Annotated in this window: 15 protein-coding genes; 10 read left to right on the forward strand and 5 right to left on the reverse strand. The window is 50.1% G+C overall.

Going from position 1 to position 13646, the window contains the following annotated elements; translation table 11 throughout:
- Positions 1 to 212 precede the first annotated feature (212 nt).
- The gene (locus tag H6G21_RS03085; protein ID WP_190570307.1) at positions 213 to 431 is read left to right on the forward strand and encodes a hypothetical protein; all 219 of its coding nucleotides are present in this window, start codon (positions 213 to 215) and stop codon (positions 429 to 431) included.
- A gap of 80 nt (positions 432 to 511) precedes the next feature.
- Here the strand turns inward: H6G21_RS03085 and H6G21_RS03090 are convergent, their stop codons facing one another.
- Both H6G21_RS03090 and H6G21_RS03095 read right to left on the reverse strand, forming a co-directional pair.
- Entirely contained in the window at positions 512 to 940 is a 429-nt protein-coding gene (locus H6G21_RS03090; protein WP_199306971.1) for a hypothetical protein, read from the reverse strand.
- A 153-nt stretch (positions 941 to 1093) separates the two neighbouring features.
- A complete protein-coding gene (locus tag H6G21_RS03095; RefSeq protein WP_190570309.1) occupies positions 1094 to 1615 on the reverse strand; it encodes a hypothetical protein in 522 nt (173 codons plus the stop codon).
- Positions 1616 to 1734: 119 nt separating this feature from the next.
- Here H6G21_RS03095 and H6G21_RS03100 point away from each other — a divergent pair, with 119 nt between their 5' ends.
- The 7 genes from H6G21_RS03100 to H6G21_RS03130 all read left to right on the forward strand — a co-directional run bounded on the left by H6G21_RS03100 (position 1735) and on the right by H6G21_RS03130 (position 9076).
- Positions 1735 to 2598, forward strand: a complete 864-nt coding sequence (locus H6G21_RS03100) for a fructosamine kinase family protein (RefSeq protein WP_190570311.1) — start codon at positions 1735 to 1737, stop codon at positions 2596 to 2598.
- A gap of 349 nt (positions 2599 to 2947) precedes the next feature.
- A complete protein-coding gene (locus H6G21_RS03105) occupies positions 2948 to 4417 on the forward strand; it encodes a GAF domain-containing protein (RefSeq protein ID WP_190570312.1) in 1470 nt (489 codons plus the stop codon).
- Entirely contained in the window at positions 4414 to 4863 is a 450-nt protein-coding gene (locus tag H6G21_RS03110; protein ID WP_190570314.1) for a response regulator, read from the forward strand. Before H6G21_RS03105 ends, H6G21_RS03110 begins: the two co-directional genes overlap by 4 nt.
- Positions 4864 to 4889: 26 nt before the next feature.
- Positions 4890 to 6833 carry a response regulator gene (locus H6G21_RS03115; RefSeq protein WP_190570316.1) on the forward strand — a complete coding sequence of 648 codons (1944 nt, stop codon included), beginning with the start codon at positions 4890 to 4892 and terminating at the stop codon, positions 6831 to 6833.
- Between the two features lie 122 nt (positions 6834 to 6955).
- A complete protein-coding gene (locus tag H6G21_RS03120) occupies positions 6956 to 7510 on the forward strand; it encodes an NADAR family protein (protein WP_190570319.1) in 555 nt (184 codons plus the stop codon).
- An 85-nt stretch (positions 7511 to 7595) separates the two neighbouring features.
- Positions 7596 to 8384, forward strand: coding sequence for a hypothetical protein (locus H6G21_RS03125; RefSeq protein WP_190570321.1), 789 nt, complete (start codon positions 7596 to 7598; stop codon positions 8382 to 8384).
- Positions 8385 to 8500: 116 nt separating this feature from the next.
- Complete coding sequence (locus H6G21_RS03130) at positions 8501 to 9076, forward strand: Uma2 family endonuclease (protein ID WP_190570528.1); 576 nt, start codon at positions 8501 to 8503, stop codon at positions 9074 to 9076.
- 20 nt (positions 9077 to 9096) lie between these two features.
- Here the strand turns inward: H6G21_RS03130 and H6G21_RS03135 are convergent, their stop codons facing one another.
- Positions 9097 to 10293: a Coenzyme F420 hydrogenase/dehydrogenase, beta subunit C-terminal domain gene (locus H6G21_RS03135; RefSeq protein ID WP_190570323.1), complete on the reverse strand. Its 1197-nt coding sequence runs from the start codon at positions 10291 to 10293 to the stop codon at positions 9097 to 9099.
- Between the two features lie 154 nt (positions 10294 to 10447).
- Positions 10448 to 12070 carry a hypothetical protein gene (locus H6G21_RS03140; protein WP_190570325.1) on the reverse strand — a complete coding sequence of 541 codons (1623 nt, stop codon included), beginning with the start codon at positions 12068 to 12070 and terminating at the stop codon, positions 10448 to 10450.
- A 456-nt stretch (positions 12071 to 12526) separates the two neighbouring features.
- On the opposite strand from H6G21_RS03140, the gene H6G21_RS03145 reads away from it, so the two are divergent.
- On the forward strand, positions 12527 to 12880 hold the full coding sequence (locus H6G21_RS03145) for an iron-sulfur cluster assembly accessory protein (protein ID WP_190570327.1): 354 nt from the start codon (positions 12527 to 12529) through the stop codon (positions 12878 to 12880).
- A 49-nt stretch (positions 12881 to 12929) separates the two neighbouring features.
- Here H6G21_RS03145 and H6G21_RS25935 read toward each other — a convergent pair whose 3' ends face one another.
- Complete coding sequence (locus H6G21_RS25935; protein ID WP_277875230.1) at positions 12930 to 13055, reverse strand: hypothetical protein; 126 nt, start codon at positions 13053 to 13055, stop codon at positions 12930 to 12932.
- A 46-nt stretch (positions 13056 to 13101) separates the two neighbouring features.
- Here H6G21_RS25935 and H6G21_RS03150 point away from each other — a divergent pair, with 46 nt between their 5' ends.
- Positions 13102 to 13521 carry a tetratricopeptide repeat protein gene (locus tag H6G21_RS03150; protein WP_190570329.1) on the forward strand — a complete coding sequence of 140 codons (420 nt, stop codon included), beginning with the start codon at positions 13102 to 13104 and terminating at the stop codon, positions 13519 to 13521.
- The last annotated feature ends 125 nt before the right edge of the window (positions 13522 to 13646 follow it).

A 13646-nucleotide genomic window follows, 5' to 3' on the forward strand; every position in this document is an offset into this window, starting at 1 on the left:
TAGGTCAATCAATCAGCTTATCTCCCGAAAATTAAGGCGCTGCCCCAGTTGCGACCAACAACGTAAGGCAGCTAAACCCCCAAGCTGACGAGACCAGCAAGGCGGTCTGACACGGATTGTAACATTCGATCGGGCCACCCTACTTGTCCTGCAAAGAGGGTGGCTTTAATTTTTGGGATTTCTTCCCGACTCTACAACCAGGAGAAATCCCCATGTTTATTGGTTTTGACGATCTCGATCGCGCGATCGAGGACTCCCGTAAACCGCTGCAATTCTACCTCCTCGGCACCCGCGAGGAAGTCCAGTCCACCATTAACCAGTTGCAGGTGTTGCGTTTTTCTGAACGAATTCGCTGGAGTCCCCCGGTGCCGGTGCCCGGTTCGGATTGGCAATACGTCAGCAAGATGCAGCGCGATCGGGCGTTGGAGTAAGTGCGATCGATCGGTGATCCCGAGGGTTAACAAAAACCGGGATTTTCTAAAAATCCCGGTTTTTAGCCGAGACGATGAGCTTAGGGAATCAAAATCTCTGGGGCAATGCCATTGGCCTGCGCGATCGCGGTTAATTTTTGTACTTGCTCTGCATCACTTAGCGTACTAGTAGCCATTACATCTGCAATAATCTTTTGTAATTGCAATGCAGGTTGGCTTGTATTGATGTCCGCGTTCGTGATAACGGTTTCCTCCCCTGCTTCACATTCATACACAACATAGGTCCAAATCCCAGGACTTCCCTCCTCGGCACTTTCGCCCTCATAGAAAGTTGTTGTCTCATCCTCATCACAATCGTAATAAGCAGAATAGATATCATCCCACTCACAATCCGACTCTTCCAATACGTCACGAATTTCGCTGAGAACGCCTGCAATATGATGCGGCTGCGTTTCTACCTGCACCAACCGCACTTGTTCCCACTCAAAATTATGTAAGCTAATTGCCATCAGTTCGGCCTCCCAAGATGTTATGCGGCAGATGTTATTCAGGGTGAATTCAACCCATGCCTCAATTCTAATCTCTCTTTAAGGTTAAATGCTAACTCTGCGATCGATGCCTCTCTACTTCTCTCCTGACTTTCTTGATCATCGCTAAACCGTCTAGCCCCGCCCTTCTAAATACCCCTTGACCAACTGCGCGATCGCTAATACCTCCAACATGCCATAGGTAAAGGCATTGGCTAGCCAAAAGGAACGGCGTATCATTTTGCGATCGAGACGATCGATTTTTTTGAGACTCAACGACCCAACCCAACCTTCCACCACTGCCGAAAAAACATACATCGGAATCAGCGTCACCATAATTTCCAATGGCAGGAAGGGAAAGGCTCCCGGTTGCACGGGCACCGAAGATCCCAATAGGCTCTGGCCTAAAAATGCACCAAACGGAATGATCACCAGGATTCCTCCGAGCAATGTAGAAATAATATTGGTATAAAATGCTAGCCAAGCAGATCTGCGAATGCTGATAGAAAGTTTCTGGTGATGGATGAATGCCTCGATCGCGATGATTGGAATCAACAGAAAAACTTGGTAAAAAACACTCTGACTAAACAGCGGAATGCCAGAATTTGCAATCAAAATACCATGGTGGCTAACATAGGTCACGATCGAAGTCAGCATAGATCAATCGGGTAGGCAGGAGATCTGCCAAAATCCTACCATCGTTTGATTCTCCAGTTGCCAGGAAGCGCTAATCTAGTAACTGCGGGTAAAAGGAGACGAGGAAGGAGTCCGATCGCATGTGGGAACCCATCTGCCAGCACATTCATCAAGTCACGGGCCAACCCTTTGAACTGGTCGATCTGCGATCGGTGGGGGGCGGATGTATCAACCAAGGCTATCGATTGGTTAGCCGCGATCGTTCCTACTTTGTCAAGTTGAACCGTGCTGAGCAAATAGCGATGTTTGAGGCGGAAGCCCTCGGCCTGCAACAGATGTTCGAAACCCATACCATTCGTGTTCCTAAACCCATTTGTTCTGGCGTTGCAGAATCCGCTTGCTACCTCGTTTTGGAATGGTTAGATCTAGGGCGCAGCAGTCGGTCTGCCGATCGGGAAATGGGGCGGCAGTTAGCCCGCTTACATCAATTCCGCCAAGCCACGGCCTTTGGCTGGGAACGCGACAACACGATTGGCTCCACTCCTCAAAAAAATCCCTGGACCACAGATTGGATTACCTTTTGGCAACAGTACCGCATTGGCTACCAATTAGAACTGGGGCGGCGGCGGGGCGGCTATTTTTCCCAGGGCGATCGCCTGCTAGACCGAATTCCTGCAATCCTAGCCGACCATCATCCCCATCCATCCCTCGTCCATGGTGATCTCTGGGGCGGCAACGCCGCTGTCACCGCTGAAGGCGAACCGGTGATTTTTGATCCCGCAACCTACTGGGGCGATCGGGAAGTGGACTTGGCCATGACCGAACTGTTTGGCGGGTTCTCAGCGGAATTTTACCAGGGCTACCACGAAGTTTATCCCCTGGACTCCGGTTATGAATCTCGCAAAATTCTCTATAACCTTTACCATGTGCTGAACCATTTCAATTTGTTCGGTGGAAGCTATGCTGGGCAAGCCGATCGTATGATTGCGCAACTGATTCGCTAAAGACCCCATCCCGTCCTAGATAGTCCGTTCGCCCCTGAGTCAACTAGTCGATCGAGTACCACGATCGAAGACCTGATGTAAAAGCTATTTTAAAAACTATTTAAGAATGGCTTGAGGAGAGTTAGAGATACTTTACGATCAATGTGTGCAAATACTCACCGATCATCCTGCGAATAATCAACGATTATTGCGGAATGTAATAAGTATTATTGCGATATGTAACCAATCTCTGTTAAATCACATTAAAGTCCACCTATGGCCAACCTCTCGTAAAAGGTAAGAATTAATTGTCGCTCACTGACGACAGGTTCTCAGCGAACAAGCATACAGGATAGGAGTTGGATGGTACATGGATGCAGCCTTCTGGGACAAAATCCGCACTTACTGCCGAGATGAGGCAGCATTTGAAAACTGTCAACAAATGCTGCTCCAAGAACTGCACCCCCTGGAGGAAGCTGCGAGAAATGCTGATTTTCAACTAGAGCGTCACAAGGCTCTCTTGCATGTCATTACTCGGTTGCGGGAACCGATCGACCTAGAAGAAATTTTCCAAGCCACCGCGATCGAAATTCGCCAATTGCTAGCCGTCGATCGGGTCGGCATGTTTCGCTTCCATCCTGACTCCGGCTGGGATGATGGTGAATTTGTGTCAGAGGATGTGGATCCGGAATTTTCTTCGGCGATCGCGGAACCCGTGCATGACCATTGCTTTGGGGATCAGTTTGCGGTTCACTATCAAGCCGGACGCATCCAAGCCGTTGCCGATATTTACGATGCCGGATTGAGTGATTGTCATATTCAAGTCCTCGCGCAATTTCAGGTGCGGGCCAATTTAGTGGTGCCGCTTTTGCTAGGACAGAATTTGTGGGGACTGCTTTGTATTCATCACTGCCGTGGGCCACGCCAATGGGATCCGACGGAAATTGAATTTGTGACCCAAATTGCGGGCCATTTAGGGGTCGCACTGTACCACGCAGAATTAATGGTTGAGTTGCGCAGGGAAATCCTCGATCGGCAACAGGCGGAACAACGCGCCCACAATCTGAATCAAGAATTGCGCCAAGCCATTGTCGAACTCAAGGCCGTCAACAAAGAATTGGAAGCCTTTAGCTATTCTGTTTCCCACGACCTGCGCGCCCCCCTGCGCAGCATTGATGGATTCAGCCAAGCCTTACTCGAAGATTGTTTAGAGCACTTGGACTCCAATGGGCGGGACTATTTGCAGCGGATTCGTGCAGCTAGCCAACGCATGGGGCAGTTGATTGATGATCTCCTGATGCTATCGCGCGTTACCCGCAGTGATCTGCGCCGGGATGCCGTAGACCTGAGTTACTTAGCCAATCAGCTCTGTTGGGACTTGCAGCAGATTGATCCGTCACGATCGATCAACTGTGTGATTCAATCCAATGTGGTGACGCAGGGAGATCCTCTATTACTACGGGTGATGATGGAAAACCTGTTGAGTAATGCCTGGAAATTTACCTCCAAGCAACCCCAAGCTCTCATCGAATTTGGGGCAATGCGCCTTGCAGAGGTCAATCGTCCTGAGTTGAATTGGGCAATTGACTCAACTTCCCCCGAACAACTGGTCTATTTCGTGCGGGACAATGGGGTTGGGTTTGATATGGTATACGTGGATAAGTTATTTCAACCCTTTCAACGGCTGCACAGAATCAATGAATTTCCGGGGAATGGGGTCGGATTGGCGACGGTTCAGCGAGTGGTGCGTCGCCATGGCGGTAGGGTCTGGGCCGAAGGACACCTCAATCAAGGCGCGACTTTTTATTTCACCTTAATGGAAGGGATCGAGGAATCATGAGTGGTGGTGCAGGACAGAAAGTAATTCTACTGGTGGAAGACAACCCTGATGATGAAGCTTTAGCAATCCGTGCCTTAAAGCGTCACCATATCAGTAATGAAATTGTTGTGGCCCATGATGGTGTAGAGGCCCTGGATTATTTGTTTGGGACGGGCCTCTATGAAGGCCGGGATGTTAATATCAAACCCACCGTCATTTTGCTGGATCTCAAATTGCCCCGCATTAATGGATTAGAAGTCCTCCGGCGGTTGCGCGAGGACGATCGCACCAAACTGTTACCCGTTGTTGTTCTAACGACCTCCAGCGAAGAGCAAGACTTACTCAATAGCTATAGCTTGGGCTGCAATAGTTACATCCGAAAACCTGTGGATTTTGTGCAATTTTCCGAGGCTATTCGGCAATTGGGCATGTACTGGTTGCTAATGAATGAGCCGCCACCTAATTAGAATGAGCCAAGGAGAGGTCGTTCATCATGAGTTCCCACTTGCGGGTTCTGGTCGTCGAGGATTCAGAGGATGATACCGTATTGCTCCTGCGTGAGTTGCGACGGGGTGGGTATAGGGTAGATTCTGTGCGGGTGGAGACTGCGGAAGAGATGCAGACTATCCTGGATCTACAGCCTTGGGATCTCGTGATTGCGGACTATACCCTACCGCAGTTTAGTGCCCCCGATGCCCTCAAGCTGTTGCAACAACGCCAGCAGGATTTACCCTTCATTATCGTCTCCGGCACCATTGGAGAAGAAACGGCGGTGGCGGCCATGAAGGCAGGAGCCCACGATTACATCACGAAGGGCAACTTAGCTCGCCTGATTCCAGCTGTAGAGCGGGAACTGCGGGAAGCCGTAGAACGGCAGAAACGCCACAGTGCAGAACAGGCGCTGCGAGAAAGTGAAGAGCGATTTCGGCAATTGGCAGAGAATATTGTCGAAAGTGTCTTTTGGATGGCTGATCCTGTGGGACAGCAATTTCTCTATGTCAGTCCTAATTATCGTCGGATTTGGGGAAAACCCTGTCAGCCAGATGGGGGCGTAGACTTTTTGGACTGGTTAGCGGCTATCCATCCGGAAGATCGCTATCGGATTCAAACCCAGTTTTTTACTCGATCCCTTGCGGGTACCTACGATGAGGAATATCGGATTCTGCATCCCGATGGTACGATTCACTGGATTCGCGATCGCGGTTTTCCCATTAATAATGCCCACGGGGAAGCCTATCGTCTGGTGGGCATTGCCGAAGATATCACCGATCGTAAGCTCGCCGAAGAAGCCCTGCGCCGTTCTCAACGGTTAGAAAGTTTAGGCACCTTAGCCAGTGGCATTGCCCATGACTTTAATAACATTCTGACGCCCATTTTAGCGATCGCGCAGTTGTTGCATTTAAAATTTCCTAACCTTGATGAACGAACGCAGCAACTCTTGGATATTGTGGAAGACAGTGCAAGGCGGGGTGCGGATTTAGTCCGGCAGGTGCTTGCCTTTGCTCGAGGGGAAGAAGGGGTACGGGTGCCGCTGCAATTACGTCATCTGTTAACCGAGATTAGCCGAGTTATTCGCCAAACCTTTCCCAAAAACCTTGAACTTCAGATTGAACTTCTGGCAGATCACCTCTGGTTAGTTTCTGCGGACGTCACCCAAATCCACCAGGTTTTGATGAATCTCTGTGTCAATGCTCGGGATAGTATGCCCCAGGGCGGGAGACTGACCTTAGTGGTCGATAATGTTGAAATTGATGAAGCCTTTGTGCGATCTAACCTAGAGGCTCATCCGGGTGCCTATGTCATGATTCAGATAATCGATACGGGGGTGGGAATTCCCCCAGAGTTGCTAGAGCGTATTTTTGATCCGTTTTTTACGACCAAAGAAGTGGGCAAAGGCACCGGCTTAGGACTCTCGATCGTGTTGGGCATTGTTAAAAGTCACGGGGGCTTTATCCAAGTCCAAAGCCAAGTAGGGCAAGGATCACAATTTTCCGTCTATTTACCTGCGATTAAGGAAACCGTGACGCTTGGCAGTACGACCCCTCAGGAATGGGCAACCTTAGAAGGCAATGGAAAGCTAATTTTAGTTGTAGAAGACGAACCGCTGATTCGCCAAGTCACGAAAACCACATTGGAAGATTCCCATTACCGTACTTTAATTGCACAGGATGGAATGGAAGCGATCGCGCTCTATGAAAAACATCAACAGGAAATTCAGTTGGTCTTAATGGATATTATGATGCCAGTCATGGATGGGTTGACTGCAATTCGTATGCTGCATGCCATCAATCCCAATGTGAATGTGATTGCAATGAGTGGTTTGGTTCCGGACAGCCAAATTGCTGAATTAAATCAACTGGGTGTTAAGGCATTTTTATCCAAACCCTATACAGCTCAGGAATTGCTAAAGACTATACAAAAATGTATTGCAAGTTAATTGCTGAACTTTCCATATCCTCTAATGCTTTTATTTCTAGGATTTCTATCTGTAAAACTTCTATCTCCAAGACTTCTATCTGTAAAACTTCTATCTCCAAGACTTCTATCGGCAAAACTTCTATGCTCACAACTAAAGAACAACTGATAGCCGCGATCGAAAGCGGTCAATTCTACAAATACCTCTTCTTCTGGGGCCACCATCCTGCTGCCGATGGTAGCATTACCCAATCCTGCTTTAGCCAGTGGTGGGAGCAATCGCCGTTTGTCGTGGATGATGTTACCTACGCGACCGCTGAGCATTACATGATGGCCGAAAAAGCGCGCCTCTTTGGGGATGATGTAACTGCTGAATTGATTATTGCGGCAACCCATCCCAAGCAAGCAAAAGACCTGGGTCGTAACGCGAAAGGATTCAATGACGATCTCTGGAAACAGCACCGAAGTGCGATCGTCATACGCGGTAACTATCACAAATTCAGCCAGCATGATGCGTTAAAAACGTTCCTCTTGCAAACGGGCGATCGTATTCTGGTCGAAGCCAGTCCATTGGATGCGATTTGGGGTATTGGCCTCGATCGTCATTCCCCCGATGCCTCCCATCCTGGCAAGTGGCCGGGACTCAATCTGTTGGGGTTCGCGCTCATGCAAGTTCGGGAGCAACTTCGGGCATCCTAAGGCGTCGATCGCGGTTCACCCCAGATCTTGTTTCACCCCAGATCGCGATTCCCCCCACTGAGTAGACACGCTTCCCTAAGTGATTATGGCTTTTTTGCAACGCCCCTCTAAGCAACTAACCCTATGGTTTATCCCTTGGGGATCGATGCTATTTGCGGCCTTAATTCTCGCGCTGGGGCTGATGTTTGGGATATTGCTAGAAGGGCCATGGGTTACCTTGCACTGCACCCGTAACCTGAGCCAACCGACCCAGGGATCATGTGTATCCACCTATCACAGCTTTGAAGCCGATCGACAAAACCATTGGCTTCTAGCCCAAATTCAAGGGGCCAGTTTTACCCAGTCCGGTACCGTGAAAGGTGCACCGATTTACCAAATTTACTTAATTACGCAGTCAGATCCCCAAGCATTTTTGTCCTTAAGTTCAACGGATACCGCGTATTTAGAAAAGCAGGTCAACCAAATTCAGTCATTTTTGCACCATTCAACTCAGTCCAACCTGACGATACAGGACGATCAGCGACTCCAGTTCCGGATCGGGGGTCTTCTCTTTTTGGCCTTGGGGAGTGGCGTTGTGGCGATCTTTGGTCGGCTGGAACGGTTGCATCTCGATCGCCGGACAGGACGCCTGACGCTGAAAAAATATAGTGTGTTTGGGGTTCAAACCTTCGATCGGGCCCTCAATCAAATTCGCCATGTGCACGTACAGGAAATGGGCGTTACCTGGGGCAATCAAAAGCATTGGGTCATGATTACGTTGCAGGGGGGAGGATGTGTGCGCTTTTGCCCCTTGTACCCGATGTTCAGTTTTCGCTACTCCCGTCAGCGTTGGGCCAAAAAAATTCTGCAATTCATCGAGTCTGAGCCTCGATAGCCGAGTGTTGATTGCTCATGATGGCCTCTCACGGTAGTCGCCTCACTGAAAGCGATCGCTTACAATCAAGTGAAGCTCTGCAATGCCTGCTCAGCGGTCTACCCTGGTGCCCAATCATGGTTTCCAACACGGTTCCTAATGCGCTCAAGTGGACAACTCGTGACCTCACCATCATGCCCGATGACGGTGGCTGGGTACGCCATGAAATCATTGATGGAGAACTCTACGTGACCCGTGCTCCCCACATTCAGCATCAAGGTGCTAGCGGAAATTTTCACTTTGAGTTAGAAGCTTGGTCGCGTAAAACCCAATTGGGAAAACCCTATCAAGTTCCAGGGGTGATTTTTACTCCGACCGATGCTGTGATTCCAGATGTGGTATGGATCAGTCACGATCGCTTAGCCAACGGATTAGACGAGTCTGGACACCTCATCGTTGCCCCGGAATTGATCATCGAAATTCTCTCCCCCGGTGAACAAAATCAGCAGCGCGATCGGGAACTGAAACTGAAACTCTATTCCCGCCATGGAGTACAGGAATATTGGATTGCGGACTGGCAGCAGCAGGCGATCGCAGTTTACCGTCACCGTGAGGGAATGCTGCAACTGGAGACGACCCTGTTAGCGAACGATACGTTGACATCTCCCCTGTTGCCAGGATTTAGTACGAGTGTTGCTATGCTGTTCCAGTAAATGCGGCTAGACGTTGAAACTTAGGATTTGGGTAGCTTGTACTGGGCGACAATACGCTTGGCAAACTCGGGCACATGCTGGTCTAGCTTTTTAGGATAGTTCCGTTTGACAAATAGGTAATTGCGGGTGAAGTGAGAGTCGATCGAAAAGCGGGCATATTCCAAACCCTTCGGCCCCACTTTTTCAATCACGACGCCCATTAACTTGGCGACCCACATCGGCAATGTCATCGCTTGGTCATAGGCGGAAATGCCTTGCTGGACGGCAGCTTTACGATCGCCCTTGGAAATGACGGGTTTGGTTTCAATGTGGTTTTGCACCATATCCAGCATTTCCTGTCCCGTTTCATTTCTGACCACAATCCATTGCCACCCAAATTCCCCACCCATATACCCCACAACTAAATCAGCAAGGGCATTGGTATAGTCAAAGCAGCTTAAACAGGAGGGCGCAAAGACATCCTTTAACTCCTTCGTGTTCAGTCCAAAGAACGGCACCAATTCCGTGGAACCATCTTCGTATTTGAAATGGACATTGAAATCCTGCATGAATTCGTAATACACCACCGTTTGGGGCGATCGGCTGGTGGTTTCCAAAAATTTCTGCAACCCTGCCCGACTCACGTTATCGGTGCAAGGCGTTCCCAGAACGTACAATTTTTCCAGGCCAATCTTATCCTGAACGGCTCGCAATGCCTGAATTTGGCAGCCCACACCAATGACGAGTAAGCGTTTTAATCCCGATTGCTCTACCAAATCCAGAATGTTTAAATTGGGCGATAGGGTTGGTTTATTCACCCGTGCCGCTAGAATTTCCTCTGGTGTTTTGGCAATGATGGGGACGGGGGTAAACCGATCGTCCGGTGAACTCTGCACACAGACCACCCCTTCCACCTTGCCTTGGGTCAACATTTCGATCGCGATCGTGCTGACAATGCCCGTCCACTGCGCCCCAGGAATGGGTTCCGTTTTCCGCGCCTGCATCATGTCCTGATGCACCCCAAAGTACAACTCACGATCGGACTCGAGGTTGCGACTGCGCCCATGCACCAAGGCTTCCAAACGATCGAACTGCTGGTTCAAAAAGGCACAGGCATCCTTAACATAGTGAATGTATGAGGTATCGCATAGACCACACTCACTACATAAATCCTTGGCAGGACGGCGGCTATTGGGTTTGAGAGCCTTTGCTTTTTTGTGAGGTTGCGCCAGGGTCATGGGAAAACGGGGCTAGAAACAGCAGTGAAATTGACAATACATGTTTCACAATACCGTAAAACCCGTCCTCCCTGGCATTCCTACCGGCTTGTCTCCACTCAATGGGGCTACAATCAATCCGCGTCTACAAGCATCGCGTCTACAAGCATCGCGTCTACAACCAATCCGCCAAAAATTGCCGTTCCAGCACGCCCAGCCCCAGATCACTAGCGGAAAGGGCATGGACTTCGAACAAACCGACCATATCCGTAATTTTGGGTTGGCCTTTGCTGCTGCCTGTGACCCCCTTAGCAACCAATAGGCCGCAGTATCCTTTGGTTTTCTTGCACCGTTGATCCCACTTTTTGCGGGCTTGGATATGGACTGGATCGCTGTCACCAAACTCACCAAACAGGAACAGCGTCTCATCTTCAGTTTGTAGTAGTCCTAAGTCATACTGCTCCCCCATCATGGAATCGGCACCGGGGTTAAAGCCAATCCCTCGCAATCCGCCGGAGGTTTGCAGTTCCTGAATCAGGGCCTTGGCCTTGGGCTGGGAAGTTTGCACCAACACGACGGGTAACCCTTCCCCCGCTTCTGGAATGTCTGCCATTTGGTGATACTTCACCTGCGATCGCACCATTTTCAGCGTATCCCAGGGCATCACCCCCAGACTCAAAAAGGCATTTTCGGGGATTAAATCATCACGAATCATGGGTAGATCCGATTCATCCTCAGCCATCGCAAACAGTTCTTCTGCGAGATCCGGCAAGGTGGATACTTGGATCGACAGGGGGCTCTCGGGTACCCCTGGGACGGGAATGTCATAGCGACTGGAGACTTCTGGGAACTGCCCATCCGCAAATTTGGAGTGATGTTGCTCAAAAAAGCAATGCAGGGCCTCTAGCACAACGGCAAAGGCTTGGGCTTCTTCCTCATAGAGGGCCGATCGCAAGCCTTCCAGGGGATGGAGGCTGCCAAAGACGGGTTCGTAATCTTCCACCGGGGGCAAGACGCGCAGCATGGTTGGGGGTGAAAAATCCCGTCCGCCTTCCGCTTCGTAGGTGAGGAATAGGCAATCTTGACTGAGAAAGGCTTCCTCCATCCGTTCCATGGAGTCATCATCCAGAACCCGCTGCCGAAAGCGTTGCAGAGAATCCAACGATCGATAGAGCAAAATGCCAAACTCCATGCCCAGCATCCCCATGATGGAGGCATAGACGGTGCCCAAATCCCAATGGTTCAGTTCGATCGCGAGGATTTGGTGATCGCCCAGCAAGCTCCAAGGGGCATCGTTCCACAGCTGTTGGGCTTTGTTGACTAATTCCTCGGCAAATTGTGGCGGTAAGTTGGGGGGCTTGCCCACCATGGCTGTTTGGAAGCTTTGGAAGATTTCATCGATCAGCGGTAAGTCAGGCACATATTCCAAAGCAATGTCGAGTTCCTGCAAAATTCCCCGAAGATAGAATTGCATTTCCCGATCGCGCACCACAATTTTTTGAGGCCGTGCGGGTTGGGCGGGACTGTGGGGATATTCGATCGCCCGTAGTAGCGTGCGGACAACGGTTTCAGGCCCTGCTGTGGGGGCAACCATATCCATCGCCCGAACAATGCCTTGGGATCCATCCACCCAAAGCACACAATCTCCCTCGGCACGGCCACCACCCATCGAAGCGCTGTCCGAGGAGAGTAGACTCAATTCTGCTGTGCTCAGTGAACGACGATCGCCTTCCCAGACGCTTGGAATCTGCGGCAAATTGAGCAGCCGTCGTTGAGTGGCATGATTCAAAGCAGTCATAGAGTCCAAATCCAAGGAATATACAAGGGATCAAACAGTGGCGGGAACACAATCATCACAACAACACGATCCTTAACAGGTCTGTTGGCGGATGCCTCTTCACTCAACCATGCTTTTCTGAGATCGGGACTCAGAAAAGATAGACAGTAGCCTATATCTTACTTCTTGGCCCCTCGGCTGGTACATTTCATTCTAGGAATAGAAAGATTTCATAACAGATTGGAACAATGCCCTCGACCCAAATCACGCAATTTTCTGGGTATCATTCCATCTTTCGCTTGCCTCGATAGAGAATGCGAATCGACGATCGACTAAATCCCTAGGATAGAATGCTAGCAAGGCCCGAGTACTTGGCACTCGCAAGGAGACAATTCCAAGCCAGGAAGTTTAGTTTCCAGGTGCAAGCTCAAGCTGCGATCGGGCCAGTTAGAGACCGCTAAGGGAGCAAAATAGCCCATGACACAAGCGACACAATCCCAAAAGGGCATTCAGATGACTGAATCTGCCATCAATCAAGTCAAAATGCTGCGGGATCAACAGGGAAAAGACCTTTGCCTGCGGGTTGGTGTGCGGGGAGGCGGCTGTTCGGGCATGTCCTACACCATGGACTTTGAAGAGGTGGGTAATATCCGCCCCGAGGATGAGGTTTACGACTACGACGGCTTCAAAGTGGTTTGTGATCCCAAGAGCTTGCTCTATATCTACGGCCTTGTGCTGGATTACAGCAATGCCTTGATTGGCGGTGGGTTCCAGTTTACGAATCCAAATGCAAACCAGACCTGTGGGTGTGGCAAATCCTTCTCGGCTTAAGGCGATCGCTTCAGCGTGCGGCCTGCTCTGGCGAATCTTCGAGAGTTCGCTAGAGTTCGATCGCTTCCCAAAAGTCCATTGATCCCGGATCCCGTCCCAAGCTAATATCTACAGGTTGACTCTCAGATTGCATGGGGAACTGGATTGTGTGGGGAACCGTCGCGATTGTGGTCATTACTCCCAGAGGACTGAACTAGAAAGGGTTAGACGACGCTGAATTTATGACTCAAACCGTTGAAGAACTGTTCGATAGTGGCTTGGAACGATACAAAGCGGGTGAATCGGTAGAAACGCTGATTCCGGTGTTCCAAGAAGTCTGCGATCGCTCCAAAAAAGCGAGTGCTGCTTGGACTTGTCTGTCCTGGTTGTATCTCTTGGCAGATAAACCCGCCGCTGCCCTGACCACTGCCCAAAAGGCTGTGAAGCTCAATCCCCAGGATCCCCAAGCACGAATTAACTTGGCCCTAGCGATGCTGGACACGAAGAAGGCAGGTGTGCGGCCCCACGTGGAAATTGCCCAGCAAATCTGTATGGCGGTTTCAGAGTTGCAGGACGAGGTCATGAACAACATTGAGGATGGTCTGACCCGCAAGCCTAACTGGAAAAGTATGGAGCGCGTCAAGCAGTGGCTGACGGAATAGTCGTCCTTCAAACGGAATAGTCGTCCTTCAATCCGTTGCAGGATTGTGAATAGGACAGCGTTCGAGGAGAGCGATCGGGGGCGACGGGTAGAGTTGCCCTCTAATTTTTTTGAGAATTTGCTGGA

The sequence above is a fragment of the Alkalinema sp. FACHB-956 genome (assembly GCF_014697025.1).
GTDB lineage: Bacteria > Cyanobacteriota > Cyanobacteriia > Leptolyngbyales > Leptolyngbyaceae > Alkalinema.

What these genes read in the sequence shown, in the direction of transcription:
- H6G21_RS03085 (WP_190570307.1), top strand. Translation starts at nt 213, where the DNA reads ATGTTTATTGGTTTTGACGATCTCGATCGCGCGATCGAGGACTCCCGT.
- H6G21_RS03090 (WP_199306971.1), bottom strand. Translation starts at nt 940, where the DNA reads ATGGCAATTAGCTTACATAATTTTGAGTGGGAACAAGTGCGGTTGGTG.
- H6G21_RS03095 (WP_190570309.1), bottom strand. Translation starts at nt 1,615, where the DNA reads ATGCTGACTTCGATCGTGACCTATGTTAGCCACCATGGTATTTTGATT.
- H6G21_RS03100 (WP_190570311.1), top strand. Translation starts at nt 1,735, where the DNA reads ATGTGGGAACCCATCTGCCAGCACATTCATCAAGTCACGGGCCAACCC.
- H6G21_RS03105 (WP_190570312.1), top strand. Translation starts at nt 2,948, where the DNA reads ATGGATGCAGCCTTCTGGGACAAAATCCGCACTTACTGCCGAGATGAG.
- H6G21_RS03110 (WP_190570314.1), top strand. Translation starts at nt 4,414, where the DNA reads ATGAGTGGTGGTGCAGGACAGAAAGTAATTCTACTGGTGGAAGACAAC.
- H6G21_RS03115 (WP_190570316.1), top strand. Translation starts at nt 4,890, where the DNA reads ATGAGTTCCCACTTGCGGGTTCTGGTCGTCGAGGATTCAGAGGATGAT.
- H6G21_RS03120 (WP_190570319.1), top strand. Translation starts at nt 6,956, where the DNA reads ATGCTCACAACTAAAGAACAACTGATAGCCGCGATCGAAAGCGGTCAA.
- H6G21_RS03125 (WP_190570321.1), top strand. Translation starts at nt 7,596, where the DNA reads ATGGCTTTTTTGCAACGCCCCTCTAAGCAACTAACCCTATGGTTTATC.
- H6G21_RS03130 (WP_190570528.1), top strand. Translation starts at nt 8,501, where the DNA reads ATGGTTTCCAACACGGTTCCTAATGCGCTCAAGTGGACAACTCGTGAC.
- H6G21_RS03135 (WP_190570323.1), bottom strand. Translation starts at nt 10,293, where the DNA reads ATGACCCTGGCGCAACCTCACAAAAAAGCAAAGGCTCTCAAACCCAAT.
- H6G21_RS03140 (WP_190570325.1), bottom strand. Translation starts at nt 12,070, where the DNA reads ATGACTGCTTTGAATCATGCCACTCAACGACGGCTGCTCAATTTGCCG.
- H6G21_RS03145 (WP_190570327.1), top strand. Translation starts at nt 12,527, where the DNA reads ATGACACAAGCGACACAATCCCAAAAGGGCATTCAGATGACTGAATCT.
- H6G21_RS25935 (WP_277875230.1), bottom strand. Translation starts at nt 13,055, where the DNA reads ATGACCACAATCGCGACGGTTCCCCACACAATCCAGTTCCCCATGCAA.
- H6G21_RS03150 (WP_190570329.1), top strand. Translation starts at nt 13,102, where the DNA reads ATGACTCAAACCGTTGAAGAACTGTTCGATAGTGGCTTGGAACGATAC.